Below are 20,199 nucleotides of genomic sequence, written 5' to 3'. Positions count from 1 at the left end.
CGGGGATTCAGCATAGGCGCAGCGCCGTGGCGGGTCTGTTCGCTAACGTACAGACGCTGCCAGGGCAACCGCCGCAGACTGAGTGCTGAAAGGCCAGATCGGCAACCCGGCACACCATGGACAATCCTTGGCTACGCGCACGCAGCTACCTTCGACGCCTGTACGCCCACGCGGGGCGCTGGCGTTCACCCCGGCATACCTTCACCTATGAAAGCCTGCTGCGCTCGGAGCTGTACAACGCCGACCAGATGGCCGAGCACGGCCTGCGGCTGGCCCAGCAGCACCACTTGAGCCTGCGGCCGGCCAAAGACGCCCTGCTGGACCGCCTGGCCGACAACGAACGCATGCTCTCTGCCAGTTGCACTGCCCTCGCAGGCGCCCTGCCCAGCTCCCGGCCAGCGTTACCGGCCGCGCAGTGGTTGCTCGACAACTTTTACCTGGTCGAAACCCATATCCGCATTGCCAAGCACGACCTGCCGGCCAACTACAGCCTGCAGCTGCCGCAACTGGACAACGGCCCTTCGACCGGCCTGCCGCGTGTCTACGACATTGCCCTGGAAACCATTTCCCACGGTGACGGGCGCATCGACGCGGAAAGCTTCAGTCGTTTCGTCGAGGCTTATCAGCAGGCCTGCACCCTGACCCTGGGTGAGCTCTGGGCCATCCCGATCATGCTGCGCCTGGCCCTGATAGAAAACCTGCGCCGTGTAGCAGCCCGGGTCATGGCCAACTGGGCTGACCGCGACCTGGCCAATGTCTGGGCCGACCGGCTTGGCGAAACCGCCGAGCGCGACGCCAAGAGCGTGGTACTGGTGGTCGCCGACATGGCCCGCTCGCAACCGCCGATGACCGCTGCCTTCGTCGCCGAACTGGCCAGGCGGCTACAGGGTCACAGTGCCTCTCTGACCCAGCCGCTGCTGTGGGTGGAACAGATGCTCAGTGAGTCGGCGCGCAGCATCGAAGGCCATGTGCAGCTCGATGCCCAGCAGCAGGCCATCGACCAGGTGTCCATCAGCAACAGCATCGGCAGCCTGCGCCTGCTGTCGACCATCGATTGGAAGCTGTTCGTCGAGCAACTGAGCCATGTCGAACAAGCGCTGAACCGCGACCCTACGGGCATTTACCCCGCCATGGACTTCACCAGCCGTGACCACTACCGGCACAGCGTCGAGCGCCTGGCGCGCCATAGCGCATTCAGCGAGGTCGCGGTGGCGCGCACGGCCATCGAACTGGCCCAGGCAGCAGGCACCGCGCCGGGCGAACCGGCTGAGCATGTGGGTTTCTACCTGGTGGGGGGCGGCCTGCCGTTGCTGGAACAGCGCCTGGCCGTACGGGTGCCGCTGGCCGAGCGCTGGCAACGCCTGCTGCACCGGGCGCCGCTGGCGTTCTACCTTGTGCCTGTGACACTGCTGTCCTGCCTGCTGGCGTGGGGCTTCATGCGCGCCATTGACCAGGAGGGCTGGCCTTTGGCAGTGCTGGCCGCCATGGCCCTGCCGGTTCTGCTGAGCACCAGCCGTCTGGCCATCGGCCTGGTGAACTGGCTGGTGACACTGACCGTCAAACCCTCCTTCCTGCCAAGGCTGGACTACACCACCGGTATTCCCGCAGACGCCCTCACGCTGGTGGTGGTGCCCACCCTGCTGGCCAATGCCGGCGATGTCGAAGAGCTGGTCGAAGGGCTGGAAGTACGCTTTCTGGCCAACCGTGACGAGCACCTGCACTTTGCCCTGCTCAGCGATTTCATGGATGCCCGTGAACAAAGCCGGCCCGAGGATGAGGCGCTGCTCGAGCAGGCCAGTGAAGGTATCCGGGCCCTCAACCGCAAGTACCCAAGCCCGGGCGGCGCGCGCTTTTATCTGTTTCACCGGCCACGCGTATGGAACGCCGCCGAGCGCTGCTGGATGGGCCGCGAGCGCAAGCGCGGCAAGCTCGCCGAGTTGAACGCGGTGCTGCGCGGGCACGGCCACGCGTGCTTCATGCGTATTGTCGGCGACCTGCAAGCACTCGGCCATGTGCGCTATGTGATCACCCTGGACACCGACACCCAATTGCCTCGCGGTGCCGCACAGCAATTCGTTGGTGCCATGCAGCACCCTCTGAACCGCCCACGGTTCGACGCGCACACGGGGCGGGTCCAGGCAGGCTACGCCATCCTGCAACCGCGGGTAGGCATCAGCCTGCCCAGCGTGTCGCGCTCGCGCTATGCGCGCCTGTTTGGCAGTGACGCCGGTGTCGACCCCTACACACGGGCCGTTTCGGATGTTTATCAGGACCTGTTTCTCAGCGGCTCCTTCATTGGCAAAGGCATCTATGCGGTGGACGCCTTCGAGCAGTCGCTGGAGGGCCGTTTTCCCGACAACCGTGTACTTAGCCACGACCTGATCGAAGGGTGTTACGCGCATTCGGGCTTGCTCAGCGATGTGCAACTGTTCGAAACCTATCCGGCCCGCTACAGTGCCGACAGCAAGCGCCGACACCGCTGGATACGCGGCGACTGGCAACTGCTGCCGTGGCTGGTGCCCTGGCTGCACACGGGCAGCCACAGCGTGGCGCAAAGCCCGCTCAGCGCCTTGTCGCGCTGGAAGATTTTCGACAACCTGCGCCGCAGCCTTGAGCCGGCGGCGCTGCTGGCCCTGCTGCTGTGGGGTTGGCTGGCCAGTGCTACGCCGCTCGCCTGGACGCTGGCCCTGCTGGCCTTGTTGCTGACGCGGCCAGTGCTGGATTCGCTGCTCGAAGTGCTGGGCAAGACCACCGATGTACCTCTGTCAGAGCACCTGCTGGCCGCTTTGCGCACCTCGGGTACCTACTTCGTGCGCGCCGGCCTGTCGCTGGCCTGGTTACCCTTCGAGACCTGGTACAGCCTGGATGCCATCCTTCGCACCTTGTGGCGGCTGGCGGTCAGCAAACGAAGCCTGCTGCAATGGAACCCCTCGCGCGAGGACGAACGCAGCAGTGCAGATACCTTGCAGGCAGTGTATCGCGAGCAATGGGGGCAACCGGCCCTGGTGGCGGTGCTGACCGGTGCCTTGGCGATGCAGCCGATGGTACTGCTGATTGCCTCGCCGATCCTTGCGCTGTGGTTGCTCGGCCCGGCGCTGGCCTGGTGGCTCAGCCGCCCGAGTGCCCTGACCGCCCTCATGCCCGGCGCCGAAGACATGGTCTTCCTGCATCGCCTCGCCCGCGCCAACTGGGCCTTCTTCGACCGTTACGTCTGCCCTGCCGACAACTGGCTGCCCCCCGACAACATCCAGGCACCGCCCTTCGCCAGCATCGCTCACCGCACCTCCCCAACCAACATGGGCATGGCCCTGCTCTCGCACCTGGCGGCACATGACTTCGGCTACCTCAGTACGGGCCGCCTGTTCGAGCGCCTGGCCTGCATGCTTGACAGCATGGCCCGCCTGGAACGCTTCAAAGGGCACTTCTACAACTGGTACGACACCCAGACCCTCAAGCCATTGCCACCGCTGTATGTCTCCAGCGTGGACAGCGGCAACCTGGCCGCCCTGCTGCTGACGCTCAGGCCCGGCCTGCTGGAAATGGCCGACACATCCCTGCTCGACCGGCGACTGACCCAGGGGTTGCTCGACACCTTCGACACGCTGCTGGCCGCCTATGCCCGCACAAGCGCGGACACCCAACCGATCACGGCCCTGCGCGAGCAGGTGCGGCTCGCTCATGGACAAGTGGGCGACGTATACGCCACGCTGTTGCCGATGCTGGTCGAACAGTTGCAGCCGCTGATCACGCAACGGGCTGCCTTGGCGCCTGGCACAGAAGCGGCCGACGATTGTACGTTCTGGCTGAATGCCCTGAATGAGCAATGCCTGGACCTGAACCGCGAACTGCAGCAGCTGCAATTGCCCCCCGGTAACGATCAGGCCCCCCACGCTCCGCTGACCTGGCGCCAGCTGGCACAGCTTGACGCAGACCAGTGGCCGCCCCCCGAGCGCCTGGCGGTGGCCAATGTCCGGGCAGTTGCCCGCCAGCGCATCGCCCAGGCGCACGCCTTGGCCAACCGCATTGACGCGTTGGCCAGCATGGACTTCACCTTCCTGTACGACAGCCACCGCGACCTGTTCGCCATCGGCTACAACGCCGACGAACACCGCCTGGACACCGCGTTCTATGACCTGCTGGCATCGGAGATGCGCCTGACCAACTTCGTCGTCATCGCCCAGGGCCAGGTGCCCCAGGACAGCTGGTTCGCCCTCGGCAGGCTGCTCACCAGCAATGCCGGCGTGCCTGTGTTGTTGTCCTGGTCCGGCTCGATGTTCGAGTACCTGATGCCGCTGCTGGTGATGCCGAACTATGAGGGCACACTCCTCGACCAAACCTGTCATGCCGCCGTCAAACGGCAGATCGAACACGGCAAACTGTCGGGCCTGCCCTGGGGTGTCTCGGAATCGGCCTACAACGCGCTGGACGCGCAGTTCAACTACCAGTACCGGGCATTCGGCGTACCAGGGCTTGGCCTCAAGCGTGGCCTGGGAGAAGAGCGCGTGGTGGCGCCCTATGCCAGCGCACTGGCCTTGATGGTGACGCCCGCTGCCGCCTGCCATAACCTGCAGCGGCTGGCCACACTTGGTTTGGCTGGCCGGTTCGGGCTCTACGAGGCCGTGGACTACAGCGAGGCACGCCTGCCCCCCGGGCAAGACGCCGTCGTGATCCGCTCCTTCATGGCCCACCATCAGGGCATGGGTTTTTTGGCCCTGACCGCGTTGCTGCTGAACAAGCCCATGCAACGGCGCTTCGCCTCCGACCCGCGGTTCCACGCCAGTATGCTGCTGTTGCAGGAGCGCGTGCCGAAAACCGCTGCGCCGTACCTGCATACCCTCCAGGCCCCGGCCGAGGACGCCGCCGAACGCGACCCCGAGGCACGGCTGCGGGTGTTCAAAGAGCCAAACCGGGCCCAACCGGCTGTGCAACTGCTGTCCAACGGCCGTTATCACGTCATGGTCAACCACGTGGGCAGTGGCTACAGCCAGCGCAACACACTGGCGGTGACCCGCTGGCGCGAAGACGCCAGCCGCGACGACCTGGGCAGCTTCTGCTACCTGCGCGATGTCGCCAGCGGCGCCTACTGGTCCACCTCCTACCAGCCAACACGGCACCGCACCAAACTCCAGGAAGCGATCTTCAGCGACGGCCGCGCGGAGTTTCGCGTGCGCGAACACGACTTCGACTGCCATACCGAAATTGCCGTGTCGCCCGAAGACGACATCGAACTGCGACGCCTGCACCTGACCAACCATGGCGACCAGCCCCGCACCCTGGAGCTGACCAGCTACGCCGAAGTGGTGTTGGCACCGGCCTTGAGCGATGCCCTGCACCCGGCGTTCAGCAAGCTGTTCATCCAGACCGAACTGATCCGCCCGCTGCAAGCCATTCTGTGCACGCGGCGGCCGCGCTCGCAGCTGGACGCCGTGCCGTGGATGTGCCACGTGCTGGCGGTGCACGGGGCCGACATCGAGGCGTTGTCCTACGAAACCGATCGGGCCCGCTTCATCGGCCGCGGGCGCACCCTGGCGCGGCCGGCGGCCATGGATCAAGACAGCGAGGCGCTGTCCGATAGCGCGGGGGCGGTGCTGGACCCGATCGTGGCCATCCGCTGCCGCATTACCTTGATGCCCGGCCATGCGACCACGGTCGACCTGGTCACAGGCATCGCCGACAGCCGCGACGCCTGCCTGCAGCAAGTGGCCAAGTACCGCGACCGGCACTTGGCCGACCGGGTGTTCGACCTCGCCTGGCCGCACAGCCAGGTTTTGTTGCACCAGCTCAACGGCTCGCTGGCCGACGCCAGGCTGTTTGAACAGATGGCCGCCTCGGTGCTGTACCCCAACGCCAGCCTGCGGCCCAACGCAGCGCTGCTGGCCAGCAACCGGCGCAACCAGTCCGGCCTGTGGGGCCAGGGGGTATCGGGCGACTTGCCGATCGTGCTGGTGCAGATCGGCGACCCGGCCAACATTCATCTGGTCAAGCAAATGGTGCTGGCCCATGCCTACTGGCGCCAGAAAGGGCTCGCACTCGACCTGCTGATCTGGAACGAAGACCAGGCCGGTTACCGCCAGCAACTGCAAGACCTGATCATGGGGATCGTCACCTCCGGCAGTGAAGCGGCCCTGCTCGACCGCCCCGGCGGCATTTATGTAAGGCCTGCGCAGCAACTGTCTGCCGAGGACCGGCTGCTGACCTTGTCCGTCGCCCGGCTGGTGCTTGACGACACGCTCGGCACGCTGGAAGAGCAACTGCAGCTGCGCCGTCAGCCAAAGGTCCCGGCGGCTGTTCAAGCCAACCCTGCCAGCCGCCGACCGGCACCTGCCAACCCCTCACCGACCGAACAAACCACGGTGATGCTGGGCAATCGCTATGGCGGGTTCAGCGCCGACGGCCGCGAGTACGTCATTGCGCTGCTACCCGGCTCACCGCCACCCGCGCCATGGGTCAACATCCTGGCCAACCCGCAGTTCGGCAGCGTGCTCTCCGAGGCCGGCAGCGCTTACACCTGGTACGAAAACGCCCACGAGTACCGCTTGACGCCCTGGCACAACGACCCCGTTACCGACGCCAGTGGTGAAACCTTCTACCTGCGCGACGAGGATACCGGCGAGTACTGGTCACCGACGCCGCAGCCCTGCCCAGGCCCTGGCCGTTACTGCACCCGCCACGGCTTTGGCTACAGCGTGTTCGAATATGTCGAACAAGACCTGCGCAGCGAGCTCTGGGTGCATGTGGCGCAGGATGCGCCGGTCAAGTTCAGCCGGCTCAAAGTGCACAACACGTCAGCACGGGTACGCCGCTTGTCGGTGACCTGCTTCGTCGAGTGGGTGCTGGGCGACCTGCCTGGCAAAACCGCCATGCACGTGGTCAGTGAGACCGACCCTTTCAGCGGCGCGCTGTTCGCCCGCAACAGCTACTCGGTGGAATTCTCCACGCACGTGGCGTTTCTCGATTGCGACCTGCCGATACAGGGCCTGACCTGTGATCGCGGCGAATTCCTGGGGCGCAACGGCGATTGCCAGGCGCCTTTGGGCATGCGCCAGTCACGGCTGTCGGGGCGGACCGGCGGCGGTCTGGACCCCTGCGCGGCATTGCAAGTGGCGCTGCAGCTGGAGCCTGGCGAAAGCCGGGAGGTGGTGTTCCGCCTGGGCGCCGCCCGGGACACCCGCGCCGCCACCCGCTGCGTCCAGCAATACCGGGGGTTGCAGGCCGCCATGGACGAGTTCGACAAGGTCAGCGCCTACTGGCGACGCACACTGGACACCGTGCAGATCGAGACCCCGGAACCTGCACTGGATGTGCTGGCCAACGGCTGGTTGATGTACCAGGTGATCGCCTGCCGGTTCTGGGCGCGCAGTGGCTTCTACCAGTCCGGCGGTGCCATCGGTTTTCGCGACCAGCTGCAGGACAGCATGGCCATGGTCCATGCCGCGCCGGCGGCGGCGCGCCAGCACCTGCTGGCCTGCGCTGCGCGTCAGTATGTCGAAGGCGACGTGCAGCACTGGTGGCACCCACCGTTGCAGCGCGGGGTGCGTACCCGCTGCTCCGATGACCTGCTGTGGCTGCCGCTTGCCGCCAGCCGCTACGTAGAGGCCACCGGGGACTATGCTGTGCTTGACGAGCCGGTCGGTTATCTGGAAGGTCGCGCACTAAACGCCGGGGAAGAATCCTACTATGACCTGCCTGGCCACTCGGCCCTGGTCGAGGGCCTGTACCAGCATTGTCAGCGTGCCCTCGGCCACGCCTTGCAGTGCGGGGCACACGGCCTGCCGTTGATGGGCAGTGGCGACTGGAACGACGGCATGAACAGGGTCGGCGAACAAGGGCAAGGCGAAAGCGTGTGGCTTGGCTTCTTTGGCCACGAGGTGCTGCGGGCATTCGGCTGCGTCGCCTTGCGCCAGGGCGACAGCGCCTTTGCGCTGCGCTGCACCACCCAGGCCGCCGCACTCGCCGAAAAACTGGAAGCGCACGCCTGGGACGGCGGCTGGTATCGCCGCGCCTGGTTCGACGATGGCCAGGTACTGGGCTCGGCGAGCAACCAGGAATGCCGCATCGACTCGCTGTCGCAGAGCTGGGCAGTGCTGTCGGGTGTTGCTTCGCCCGAACGAGCCCGCCTGGCCATGGCGGCGCTGGACAGCCACCTGGTACGCCGTGACATCGGCATCGTCAAACTGCTCGACCCACCCTTCGACCAGGGCCACCTGGACCCTGGCTACATCAAGGGCTACCTGCCAGGGGTGCGTGAAAACGGCGGGCAGTACACCCATGCGGCCATCTGGGCGAGCATGGCCTACGCGCAGCTGGGCGACGCTGACAAGGCCTGGGAACTGCTGCGCCTGATCAACCCGGTGCGCCAGGGCAGCGACGCGTTGATCGATACCTACAAGGTCGAGCCCTATGTGATGGCCGCCGACGTCTATGCGGTTGCGCCCCACGCCGGGCGGGGTGGCTGGAGCTGGTACACCGGCTCTGCCGGCTGGATGTACCGCTTGATCGTCGAAAGCCTGCTGGGCCTGCAACGCAGTGGCGACACCCTGCGCCTGCAACCGCTGCTGCCGGCAGGCTGGCCGGGTTATGTCCTGCATTACCGGTTTGGTAGCACCCGCTACCGCATCGAGGTACGCAACGGCAACGGTAGCGAACTGAGCCTGAGCCTGGACGGCGAACGGCTTGTCGAACCCAAGCTGCGGCTGAAGGATGACGGATGCGAGCACCACGTCATTGCCGAGTGCCGGGGCTGCTCCTTGCCTGCCATCTGAACCGTTGGGCGCGTCACGGCCGCACTTGCGCAAGCCTTGGCCCAGCTAGGCTAATCTTGTTGCCACAGCCGCTGCCATCGATGGTCCCACGCATGCAACACACGGTAAAACCCCAACACAACCACTTGCTGGCTGCCCTGTCGCCAGAGGCGTTCAGCCGTTTGGCGCCGGACCTGGAGCACGTCAACCTGCCCCTGGGCAAGGCACTGTACGAGTCCGGCGATAGCCTGCGCCATGTCCACTTCCCGGTCGATGCCATCGTTTCGCTGCTGTACGTGATGGAAAACGGCGCCTCAGCCGAAATTTCCGTGGTGGGTAATGAAGGGGTGGTTGGCATCGCCGTGTTCATGGGCGGCGAAAGCACGCCCAGCCGGGCCATCGTGCAAAGCGCCGGGCATGCCTACCGTCTGCCCGTGCAAAAGATCAAGGACGAGTTCAACCGCCATGGCGAATTGATGACCTTGATGCTGCGTTACACCCAGGCACTGATCACCCAGATGGCACAAACAGCGGTGTGTAATCGACATCACTCCATCGACCAGCAATTGTGCCGCTGGCTATTGTTGTCGCTCGACCGCCTGCCGGGCGACCGCCTGTGCATGACCCAGGAACTGATCGCCAACATGCTGGGCGTGCGCCGCGAAGGTGTGACCGACGCCGCCGGCAAGTTGCAGCGCCTGGGGGTGATCGAGTACAACCGCGGGCAGATCAGGGTACTGGACCGGGCACGCCTGGAACTGCTGAGCTGCGAATGCTACGCGGTGGTGAAGAAAGAAACCGAGCGACTGCTGCCCTACCTACCGGGCACCCAAGGTTGAAGCCTTGGGGGGGCCTTGGGGGGTCAGTCAAACCGATGAGAACCAATGGCTAACTATCGACCTGCCAGGCCACTCAGCTCGTGTCATCTCTCAAATGACCCTGCGGAACGGGTTGGCAACTGCTTCGGGAGCCCGCATGATGATCCGACAGGCTTCACGCATGTAGCGCATGCGGATCATCCAATACCCACGGCATCAATATTGGTAGCGTAGCGTGACTGCGACATTGCGCGGATCACCGTAGTACAGGCCACCGAAGTTGTTTGAAGTTGGCAAGGACTGGTAATAGACCTTGCCCAAGGCGTTGTTGAGGTTGTACTGCACGCTGAACTGTTGATTGATTTGATAATGGGCGTGCACGTTGAGCAATGCGTAGCCACCTTGTTTGATGGCATACCCGTTGACATCGGCGGCGGTGCGGCTCTGGGCATACACGTCGCCACCCACGCGCCACTGGTCGAGGGCACCGGGCAAGCGGTAGTCCGTCGACACCTTTAGCAGGCGGCGCGGGATCTTGCGATAGTAGTCCGAGCCCTTGTTACTGCCAGCCACATATTCTGGATCGCTGTAGGTGTATCCAGCGCTAAGGTTCCAGTTCTCCAGTGGTTCGCCTGAAATCTCCAGTTCAAAGCCGCGGTTACGCACTTTCGCGCCGGCTTCATGACATTTGCTGGTACCCGTCACGCCACAGGTTGGCGACACCGACAGGGCTTCGGGCATGTTCTCTAGGTTGGTCTGGAAAATGGCCAGCGTGGTGTTCAGGCGGCCATCGAAATACTCACCCTTGATGCCGGTTTCGTAGTTGTCGCCCTCGATAGGGTCAAGCAAGGTGTTACCGACACCGTAGTAACTCTGAGTCTTGTAGATCTCGGTGTAGCTGGCATACCAGCTGTGGTGCTTATCCAGGTCCAGTACCAGCCCGGCATACGGCACCAACCGGCCATTCTCCCGGTATCGATCATTGGTGTACGGGCTGGCCACCTCGTAGTCCGACCAACTCACCCGCGTGCCGAGGATCAGGCTCAGGTCATCCGTGAGGCTGAAGCGCGAGGCACCGTACAGGCCTCGCTCCTTGCGCTTGTAGTTGTAGTCCGAGCCGAGCGCATTGAGGATGGGGCTGGGCAGAGCGCTGTAGTCGAAGTCGGTGATGGTGATCGTGGGGTTGTTGACCGCGCTCTTGATGACGGCAGTGAACTCGTCCTGGCGACTGTTGGCCCCCAACATCAATTGGTGCTTGCGCCCGAACAGCTCAAAGGGCCCGGTTGCATAGAGGTCCAGCGCGAACTGGGTGTCGTCGTAGTCAGCCTGGGAGACGGTCATGCGATAGTTGTCGCCCGATACCCGACTCGGATAGGCCGAAAGGAAATCGGCGTTCGACCAGATCGCGTTCATGGCCAAGGTCAACGTCCATTCGTTGTCAAACTTGTGCGTGACATCGCCGAACAGGGTGTAGTTGTTGCGATCCAGGTGCGCCCACTTGCCGTTGAGGTTGGTGGAGCGCGAGAGCGGGTAGAAGGAGCCGTCACTGCGGGTATTCAGGCCGCCCCAGTCATAGCCGTTCTGGTTGTCCTTCTGAAGGGTGGCACCTAGCGTCAGCACGGTGGAGTCGTTCAGATCCGCCTCGCCGACCAGATACAGCAACTGGTTGTCTCGCTCGGCGCCGTCCCGGTAGCTGTTGGCGTTGTTGTAGTAGGCCACTGCGCGGCCGCGAATATTACCCGTGGCGGTCAATGGCCCGGAAACATCCACCTGACTCCGGTAGTTGTCCCAGGAGCCTGCACCCAATTCCGCGCCCAGGCGAAAGTCCTGGGTCGGCCGCTTGCGCACGAGGTTGATCGCCGCCGACGGGTTGCCCGTGCCCTGCATCAGGCCGTTGGCCCCGCGTACAACTTCGACACGGTCGTAGAGAGCCATGTTCGACGTGGACATGACGTCCATCGAGTAGTTTTCCGAGATGTTGGTCGGAATCCCGTCGTATTGCAGATCGCTGATCTCGAAGCCACGCGCGTAATAGGTGGAGCGGTCAGTGCCAATCTTGGTCAGGGTGATACCGGTTGCCGTGCGCGCGATATCGTCCAGGTTCTGGATGTTCTGGTCGTCCATCTTCTTGCGGGTGATCACCGTCACCGATTGCGGGGTTTCCCGCAGGCTCAGGGCCATCTTGGTCGCCGTATTGGTCGATCCTGTGGTGTAGGAGCCGCTATCCTCGGTAATCGAGCCGGGTGTATTGCCGGCAATGGTGGTCGCTGCAAGGTTGACTGCGCCTGTGACCGGTACGGCCTGCTGGAGTTGATAGCCATCTTCGGTTGGGCTCGCTACCAGTCCAGACCCGGACAGTACCTGTGCAAAACCGCCATCGATGGTGAAGCTCCCGTGCACACCGGGGCTGGTCAATCCTTGCACCTGACGGGACTCAAAAGAGATGGGCGTTGCGCTGGCCTGGGCGAACCGACCCAGGGCTTCGCCCAACGGCCCGGCAGCGATGTCATAGCGCTGCAGGGATTGCTCGGCCAATGCGCTGGCAGGCACTGCCAGTGGTGCCGTACAAAGTGCCAGGCGCACGGCCAGGTAGAGGCCGTGCGCGGTAGAACGGGTAAGCGCTCGAATCGGCGACTTCATGTTTTCGATACTCCTATGGTGTTGGCCATGGGAGGACGGACGAAATTCGAAAACACGAAATGATTATTGAAACTATTTCCGCCCCACCTCGGGCTTCAGGGTTACCCGGGTTATCCAAGGGGTGTACTGGCTGACCTGGATCGGCAAGGTGCGTTGCAGCAGCCGCAATGCCTGGCGCGGATCATCCAGCGGCAGCATCACCGTCACCTGTAGCCCTGCGAGGGCAGCATGATCGGCCCACAGCAGGCCTGGGTAGTGGCGCGACAAGCGCGTCAGCACATCGCTCAGTGGCTCATCTTCGGCCAGCAACTGGTGCTTGTGCCAAGCCTGTTCAAGGGCATCTGCCCGTACCTGTTCGACGTTGCCTGGGCCTTGTGCGCCAAGACGTACGCGCTGGTTGGCCGTCAGCTTCAGTGAGTGGCCGGCACTGCTGATGGCGGTGGTCGACTCGATCATGGTCACTTGCGTCGAGTCGCCTTGCCGCGCCACCGTGAAGCGCGTGCCAAGCGCCCGCACACTGCCATGTGCAGTCACTACCAGGAATGGGCGAGGGTCCTTGGCCACATCGACCAACACTTCGCCACGCAGCAGCTCGACCCGACGTTCACCTGCATCAAAATGCACGTTCACGGCCGAGTCCCCGTCCAGATGGATTTCGCTGTCATCGTCTAGTCGGCGATCAAGCCAAGCGCCCCCTGAGGTGCTCAGGTCTGCCAGCAGATATCCCTGTTGCCAGCAAGTCGTGGTGATCCAGGCCATGGGAAGCAGGGCCAGCGCCAAGGCCAGGGCCTGCATCTTGCTGGCCTGGGGCGCGCGTGGTGCGTGGCGGAGGGCTTTTCCGGCAGCCTGGCGGGGTAGTTGCTGCAACGAACTCAGACGCCCTTGCAAGCGCGCGACCGCTGCCGCATGTTCAGGGGCCGCGCTGATCCATGCCTGGAATTGCGCCTGTAACTGAACGTCGGCCTCGTCGTCGAGTAGCACCAGCCAGCGCGCAGCCTCGCGCAGGACCGAATCGGCAGTCTGGTCAGGCATCGCTCACCTCCATGGCAGCGTCGCAAGCCAGCATGGCCTCGACTAAATCGGCCTGTACAGTCCTCACCGAAATGTCGTGATGGCGTGCGATGTCATCCTGGGACAAGCCTTCAAGGTGACGGAGGATAAAGGTTTCACGAACTCTGTGCTTCATGCGTGACAGCGCTCGGTCGATACGTTCCAGCAGCTCTATGGCCTGCAGGATTTGCTCGGGCGAGAACGCCTGCTCCATATGCTCGACACTGGCCTCAAGCGCCTCCCTGTATGCCTGCTCCAGGCGCAAGCGGCGGCCGTTGTCGATCAGGATACGGCGCGCAATGGTCGCAAGAAATGCACGAGGCTCACGAGGGGAAGCATACTGCCCGGCGGTGAGTACACGGTAGAACGTGTCCTGGGCGAAGTCCGAAGCCTGATGCGGACATTGCAGGCGCCGCCGCAGCCACGCCACCAACCAGGGGTGGTGCCCCGCATACAGCTCGCCAATGGGATCGGAAGAAGGTGATCGAGGTCGGTCCATGACAATTGGCTGCAAATGAGAATTAATCTAAGTTATCACTTATGCAGGAGCCTCGCCATATCCTTGTCAACCGCTGGCGGATGACGATTGTCGACCTCATCTGGTCAAATACCGGCCTCATCGCCTGAAAGCCGGCTCCGACAAGAATTGCACCAAAACCTCCAGGGCTACGCAACACTGACGGAAGCTGAACTTGTCGCCAGTGACTCGCGAAACGGCCCCTCCACCTCGGATAGTTGTCTGTTCCAAGTCTTGAAGAAGCCAGCCAATATCAGAGACGTCAACTTAGATCCAGACGTCATTCACAGCCGTTCGCTCCCCGCCTTCATGACCGGTATTCAACACACCTCGCGGCTCGATCATCATGAGTTTCGTCTCCGTCTCTGCCGCTGTTCTGTGCTCTACCCCACGCGGCACCACATACAGCTCGCCCGGCTTCACATGCACGCAGCCCTCTGGGAGATCGATGCGCAAGAGGCCTTCGAGTACCAGAAACGCTTCATCGGTCTCGGGGTGCGAGTGCCAAATGAATTCACCTTCGATGCGAACCACCTTGAATTGGTAGTCGTTCATTTCCGCGACCACCCGTGGACTCCACTGTTGCTCGATAAGCGAAGCTTTTTGAGTCAGGTTCACAGGCTGCGGTACGCATTGCTGATGTATGCCGGACATGGCCGATCCTCTCTAGTTGGAGCGACCAGCCTATCGAATGGGAAACACGGCTTTCTTGTACGATCCTGCAACTCAGCGAACAGCACGCAAGCGTTCCAACCAACGCAATGGCGGTACGCCGTAGGTGCGAGTGAAGTGCCGGGTCATGTGGCTCTGATCGTGAAAGCCTGCGGCGAGGGCGGCATCGACCAGGGTGAAGCCGTCCAGGATCAGCCTGCGAAAACAGTCCAGGCGCCGTAGCGTGACAAACCGGTAAGGGCTGGTGCCGTAGAGGGCGCGAAAGTCCCGCGACAAGCTCCATTGCTCACGCCCGCTGGCCTGTTCGAGCATCTCCAGCGTGATGCCTACGTGCAGATGCTCCATGATGAACGCTCTGGCGCGCTCGGCGCTGCGGTAGTCCAGGCGTTTGCGGCCACGTGGCTTACCACCGACGGCACGCAGCGCCATGGCCAGGTCATACACGGCGTCCTGCTCCTCCAGTGTTTCCAGAGGATGGTCCAAGGCTTGTACGAACGCCTCGCTGGCGCGGTACAAACGCGGGTCGCAGGAGAGCCCGCCGGCGATGAAAGGCAACGGTTCGCCCCCGAGCACGTTCTGGATCAACGACGGGTCGATGTAGGCCATACGGTATCGAAAGCCCACCTCCGTGCCAGCCATGCCGTCATGTACTTCATCCGGGTGCAGCACAAGGGTATTGCCTGGCACGCCGTGGCACAGCGCCCCCTTGTAGTGAAAGCTCTGAACACCGGCAAGGGTACGGCCTATCGAGTATGTGTCATGACGATGCGGGTCGTAGCCATGGCCACCAAACCAGGCTTCGATGCGCTCCACGCTGCCAGGCGTAGTGCTGCGTATGACCCAGTCAGGGGTGGATGACGGGTTTGCTTTTCGATCCATGAGTATGCTTGCTGCTAGTGAGGCATCTGGGATGGGTGGTTGACCCCTTGTGCTTCAGGATTCCCACCCGCGGCGGCGTTTCTCAATCTTGCGCCTCAGGCGCACGGAAGGCCTTGCTGTAGTAACCAGACGGGTCGAAACAGCAAACGTGCTTCTTGCCGGAGGCAAGCATATCGCATGCATTGGCGATTCGTTTTGTGCGCGTCTGGGCCTGCTTGGCTGACGTGATCCAGTGTATCCAGTCTACTCGTGCGAGGGTCGTCGTATTGGTCCAGACCAGACGAGCCTCAGGCGTGGCTGCCAGTGCCTCCTGAAAATCGGGAGGGATGCCAGGTTCGGGCTCCTTCGGCACAGGGCTCACCTCCAGTGTAACGATGTCGCCAATGGCAGCATTTGCAGCGTCGAGTAACGTAGAGCTGATCTGCAGCCAATGGCTCAGTTGACCATCCGGTTCAAGGGTTGCCTGGAAAGGGTATCCATTCAATGTGCCTTCAACTGTCGTCCTTCCGCGCCTGGGAAGCTGTGCACTCGCCTCTTTTGGCAGTACCACGAATGCCCATGACGAATCATCCCCAGGGTTTACCGGACGAAGAAGCGTTGCTTCGAAGCGGGCTTTCACAACGGTCTTTGTCATTGCAACGCCTCCAGTCACGATGCCAGCTTCAGTCGCAGTAAAGACACTTTAACCCGGCAGGGCCGCCAGCACCGCACCCACCCTACTGTTGAACGCAGCGGGGGAGTCCACGACGCGCGCAGGGGCTTTTACCTCGCCGTCGGCACGCGTGGCGCGCCGGGCCTGAAGGCCTTGTTCGGCTTCAAGGCCTCCTCGCAGCAAAAAGGCTACTCCTACAGGGCTCCGGGTAGCGCCAGCACCGCCAGCAATTTGTCTCTGGTTGGTTGAGTGCAAGGCTGCATCGGTTCGCGCAGCTCGTCGGTCATCAAGCCCTGTAACTGCAATGCCGCCTTGACCACAGCCGGGTTGGGCTCGGCAAAGGCCATCCTGATCCAGGGCAGCAGCTGGTAGAACGTGCCACGCGCAGCCGCCCAGTCACTGCTATCGACCTGCCGCAGCATGCGCACGTAAAGGTGCGCATGTACATGGGCCGAGGCCGAAATGGCCCCTGCACCGCCCAGGCACAGGTTGTTGAATATCTGCAGGTCTTCACCGGCCAGCACCTGGGCATGGCCGTCCTGGATCAAGGCCATCGTGGTTTCGCTGTCGCCGCTGCAGTCCTTGACTGCCGCGATGCGCGGATGGCGCACAATCCGGCGCAAGGTTTCGCGCTCGATGCGCACGCCGGTGCGGTAAGGGATGTCGTACACGATAAGCGGCACGCTGGCGGCATCGGCTACCGTGTTGAAGAAGGCTTCGATACCGGCCTGCGAAGGGCGGATGTAGCAAGGCGCCGGTACCAGAAGCCCAGCAATGTTGCGCCGCTGGATCTCGGCCTGGAAGGCCAGCAATTCACGCAAGTTGTAACCCGACAGGCCCATGACCACCTTGTCTGGCGCCACCCAGGCCAGCACGGCGTCCAGCACAGCCAGTTGCTCGGCCTTGGACAGTGCCGCCGCCTCCCCCGTGGTACCGCACACCACAAAACCGGCCACGCCTTCTTCGAGCAGCTTCTTCACCAGCTTTTCAAGGGCGGCGAAGTCAACTTCATTGGCGCGCAGGGGTGTGACAAGGGCGATCCAGATACCACGAAAATTCGACATGCATAAACTCCTGATGTTGACCGAAAGTCAGCGTCAGCGGGTGAAGAGTCGAAGTGGTCTGGCAGGGATACCTGGCGCCTTCTGTCTCGTCAGCCCACCTGACGAGACAGCGCGCCTCGGTCAGATGAGCGGCTGTTTCTTGGATTTCTTGGCAACGGCAACGCACGCACCTGCCTGAGCAATGAAGCCCGAAGCGGAAATGGCGTGGTTGGACATGGACATGCTGGCAAACCCGTTGCGTAGGTATGGCTGGATAATGCTCGGGCGGCGGACAAGCTGTCAACCTGCTGTAGCGCAGGTCGAACATGCCGATGTGCGGTATGGTTACCTGTCAGGCAGATGCTGATTTACCGGAGACATGCATGCTTCGCATTTTTGAACGCTGGCTAGACCCCTTCCCCCCCGACGAGGTACCGCCGCCGCCGGTTGGCCTGCTGCGCTTCATGTGGGCCTGCACCCGGGGCGCCCGCGGCTACATTCTTGCCCTGGCACTGCTCAGTGCCGGGGTGTCGATTTACGAAGCCTGGCTGTTTGCCTTTCTCGGCCAAGTGGTCGACCTGCTCTCGGCCTGGCAGGCCGGTGGCGCGGCAAGCACACAGGAAAGCCACGTACTGTGGGGGATTGGCATCGTTCTGGTGACCAGCATCGGGCTGGTGGCCCTGCGCACCCTGGTGCAGCACCAGGTGCTGGCAATCAATCTGCCGTTGCGTCTGCGCTGGGACTTCCATCGCCTGATGCTGCGCCAGAGCCTGTCGTTCTTCTCCGACGAGTTCTCTGGCCGGGTTACCACCAAGGTGATGCAAACGGCGCTGGCGGTGCGCGAGGTCTTGTTCACGCTCATCGAAATCCTGCCCGGCATCGGCGTGTACTTCATTGCAATCATCGCCCTGGCCGGTGGCTTTGCCTTGAAGCTGATGCTGCCGTTCATTGCCTGGCTCGTGCTGTTCGGGCTGGCCATGCTGTATTTCGTGCCCCGCCTGGGCAAGGTCGGGCAAGAACAGGCCAACGCACGGTCGTCGATGACCGGGCGAATTTCCGACGCCTACACCAACATCACCACGGTAAAGCTGTTCTCGCACTCCAAACGCGAAGCGCACTTTGCCCGCGCGGCCATGGAGGACTTCAAGCAGACCGGCTTTCGCCAGATGCGCCTGGTCAGCCAGTTCGAGATCGTCAACCAGGCACTGGTGGTGGGTTTGATCTTTGGTGCCGGCGGCTACGCGCTGTGGCTGTGGCACCAGGGCCAGGTCGGCACCGGGGCAGTCGCGGCCATTACCGCCATGGCCCTGCGTATCAATGGCATGTCGCACTGGATCATGTGGCAGATGACCTCGCTGTTCGAGAACATCGGCACCGTGCAGGACGGCATGGCCACCCTCACCCGCGGTCCCAAGGTACAGGATGCGCCAGGTGCCACCGAGCTGGTAACCCGCGGCGGCGCGGTGAGCTTTGACAAGGTCAGTTTCAACTACAACGGCGAGCGCCAGGTGCTCAACGACTTGAGCCTGCACATTCACCCAGGCGAAAAGGCCGGGCTGGTCGGCCGCTCTGGCGCCGGCAAGTCCACCTTGATCAACCTGCTGCTGCGCTTCTACGACGTGGACAGTGGCGAAATCCGCATCGATGGGCAGAACGTCGCCAAGGTCACGCAAGACAGCCTGCGCAGCGCCATCGGCATGGTCACCCAGGACACCTCGCTGTTGCACCGCTCGATTCGGGATAACATCGCCTATGGGCGCCCGGACGCAACCGACGCCCAAATCCGCGCCGCTGCAGCCAATGCACAAGCGGATGGTTTTATCAGCCAGCTCAGCGACCGCCAGGGCCACAACGGTTACGACACCTTGGTGGGCGAGCGCGGTATCAAGCTGTCCGGCGGCCAGCGCCAGCGCATCGCCATTGCCCGGGTAATGCTGAAGAACGCGCCGATCCTGCTGCTGGACGAAGCCACCAGTGCGCTGGACTCGGAAGTGGAAGTGGCCATTCAGGAAAGCCTGGACGAAATGATGCAAGGCAAGACCGTCATCGCCATCGCCCACCGGCTGTCGACAATTGCCGCCATGGACCGGCTGATCGTGATGGATGAAGGGCGCATCATCGAGCAAGGTACACACGCCGAACTGCTGGCGAAGAATGGCACCTATGCCCGGCTGTGGCAGCACCAGAGTGGTGGGTTCCTGGGTGAAGACCAGGGCGTGGCCGAGGTGGTTGAATAGGCTCAGCTGAAGCTGACGCGGACAGTGTGGGAGCAGGCGACGCGAAGGATGGCACCGGCTGCGCCGGTGTTCGCGGGCATGCCCGCTCCCACAGTGGTCGCGCGTGCGCCAGGCCAGCTATCGCAGCTCGGATCGCAGCGGGCTACCTGCGGTATGAACGCCTCAATCCAGCACCGGCCGCAACAGCGCCTGCGCCTCATAAAGCGGTGGCAGATAGCGCAAACGGATTTCATCAACACTCAACCGCGAAGCGTGGGTTGTGATGGTCAGCGTCGCTTTCAACTGACCGGCCCGGTCCAGCAACGGTACACCCAGCACCCGCATGCCGATTTCAAATTCCTGATCAACGATACAGAAACCCTGCCCCTTCACCCGCTGCAACTCCGCGTCCAGCTGCGCCCGGTCTGTCAGCGTATAAGGCGTCAACGGCCGCAGGGGGTTGCGTGCAAAGTACGCCTCCCGTTCCCCCTCACCCAGCCAGGCCAGCCAGATCCGCCCCCCGGCCGTGCAATACATCGGCACCCGCGAGCCGGGCCTGATCGACAACGAAGCCACATGGCTATAACGGCTGCGCACCAGGTGGATGATTTCGTCCCCATCGCGGGTACCCACCGACACATGTTCCTGGGTCTGGCGCGCCACCTGCTCGATGATCGGCCGCAGCATGCGCGGCAGTTGCGCCGAGTCCACATACGCCTGGCCAATACGCAAAGCCTTGGGTGTCAGCCAGTATTCGCGGCTGTCGGTTTCGGCAAATCCCTCGTGCACCAAGGTCAGCAAAAACCGCCGTGTGGCGCTGGGGGTAAGGCCAGACAACCTGGCCGCCTGCGGCACGCTGAGGCGTGGCTGCTCGGCGCTGAACAATTGCATGAGGGCCAGGCCTTTCTGCAACCCGGCGATCAGGTCCCGGGAGTGGATGACGGACGTGTTCATTGTTTTGGCTCATAACG

At 63.1% G+C, this 20,199-nt stretch carries 11 protein-coding genes; 3 read left to right on the top strand and 8 right to left on the bottom strand.

Features of this window, described 5'->3' with window-relative positions; all coding sequences use genetic code 11:
- Positions 1 to 116: 116 nt before the first annotated feature.
- Both ACK1VC_RS19510 and ACK1VC_RS19505 read left to right on the top strand, forming a co-directional pair.
- Positions 117 to 8,762: a GH36-type glycosyl hydrolase domain-containing protein gene (locus ACK1VC_RS19510; protein WP_191087512.1), complete on the top strand. Its 8,646-nt coding sequence runs from the start codon at positions 117 to 119 to the stop codon at positions 8,760 to 8,762.
- Positions 8,763 to 8,854: 92 nt separating this feature from the next.
- Positions 8,855 to 9,580, top strand: coding sequence for a Crp/Fnr family transcriptional regulator (locus ACK1VC_RS19505; protein ID WP_016486139.1), 726 nt, complete (start codon positions 8,855 to 8,857; stop codon positions 9,578 to 9,580).
- A gap of 195 nt (positions 9,581 to 9,775) precedes the next feature.
- Here ACK1VC_RS19505 and ACK1VC_RS19500 read toward each other — a convergent pair whose 3' ends face one another.
- The 7 genes from ACK1VC_RS19500 to dapA all read right to left on the bottom strand — a co-directional run bounded on the left by ACK1VC_RS19500 (position 9,776) and on the right by dapA (position 17,033).
- The gene (locus ACK1VC_RS19500) at positions 9,776 to 12,199 is read right to left on the bottom strand and encodes a TonB-dependent siderophore receptor (RefSeq protein ID WP_449118021.1); all 2,424 of its coding nucleotides are present in this window, start codon (positions 12,197 to 12,199) and stop codon (positions 9,776 to 9,778) included.
- Between the two features lie 72 nt (positions 12,200 to 12,271).
- The gene (locus ACK1VC_RS19495) at positions 12,272 to 13,231 is read right to left on the bottom strand and encodes a FecR family protein (protein ID WP_016486137.1); all 960 of its coding nucleotides are present in this window, start codon (positions 13,229 to 13,231) and stop codon (positions 12,272 to 12,274) included.
- The gene (locus ACK1VC_RS19490) at positions 13,224 to 13,748 is read right to left on the bottom strand and encodes a sigma-70 family RNA polymerase sigma factor (RefSeq protein WP_016486136.1); all 525 of its coding nucleotides are present in this window, start codon (positions 13,746 to 13,748) and stop codon (positions 13,224 to 13,226) included. Before ACK1VC_RS19490 ends, ACK1VC_RS19495 begins: the two co-directional genes overlap by 8 nt.
- Before the next feature lie 285 nt (positions 13,749 to 14,033).
- Positions 14,034 to 14,420, bottom strand: a complete 387-nt coding sequence (locus tag ACK1VC_RS19485) for a cupin domain-containing protein (RefSeq protein WP_016486135.1) — start codon at positions 14,418 to 14,420, stop codon at positions 14,034 to 14,036.
- 72 nt (positions 14,421 to 14,492) lie between these two features.
- On the bottom strand, positions 14,493 to 15,317 hold the full coding sequence (locus ACK1VC_RS19480; RefSeq protein WP_023049340.1) for an AraC family transcriptional regulator: 825 nt from the start codon (positions 15,315 to 15,317) through the stop codon (positions 14,493 to 14,495).
- An 82-nt stretch (positions 15,318 to 15,399) separates the two neighbouring features.
- Complete coding sequence (locus tag ACK1VC_RS19475) at positions 15,400 to 15,951, bottom strand: YdeI/OmpD-associated family protein (RefSeq protein WP_060518599.1); 552 nt, start codon at positions 15,949 to 15,951, stop codon at positions 15,400 to 15,402.
- Between the two features lie 212 nt (positions 15,952 to 16,163).
- Positions 16,164 to 17,033, bottom strand: coding sequence for a 4-hydroxy-tetrahydrodipicolinate synthase (dapA, locus tag ACK1VC_RS19470; RefSeq protein ID WP_095114886.1), 870 nt, complete (start codon positions 17,031 to 17,033; stop codon positions 16,164 to 16,166).
- 362 nt (positions 17,034 to 17,395) lie between these two features.
- Between dapA and ACK1VC_RS19465 the strand changes: the two genes are divergently transcribed.
- Entirely contained in the window at positions 17,396 to 19,249 is a 1,854-nt protein-coding gene (locus ACK1VC_RS19465) for an ABC transporter ATP-binding protein (RefSeq protein WP_191087511.1), read from the top strand.
- Positions 19,250 to 19,411: 162 nt separating this feature from the next.
- Here the strand turns inward: ACK1VC_RS19465 and ACK1VC_RS19460 are convergent, their stop codons facing one another.
- Entirely contained in the window at positions 19,412 to 20,182 is a 771-nt protein-coding gene (locus ACK1VC_RS19460; RefSeq protein ID WP_016486129.1) for an IclR family transcriptional regulator, read from the bottom strand.
- Between the last annotated feature and the right edge of the window lie 17 nt (positions 20,183 to 20,199).

The organism is Pseudomonas sp. XP2 (assembly GCF_053557975.1).
This window is presented reverse-complemented; position numbering and strand designations above follow the sequence as displayed.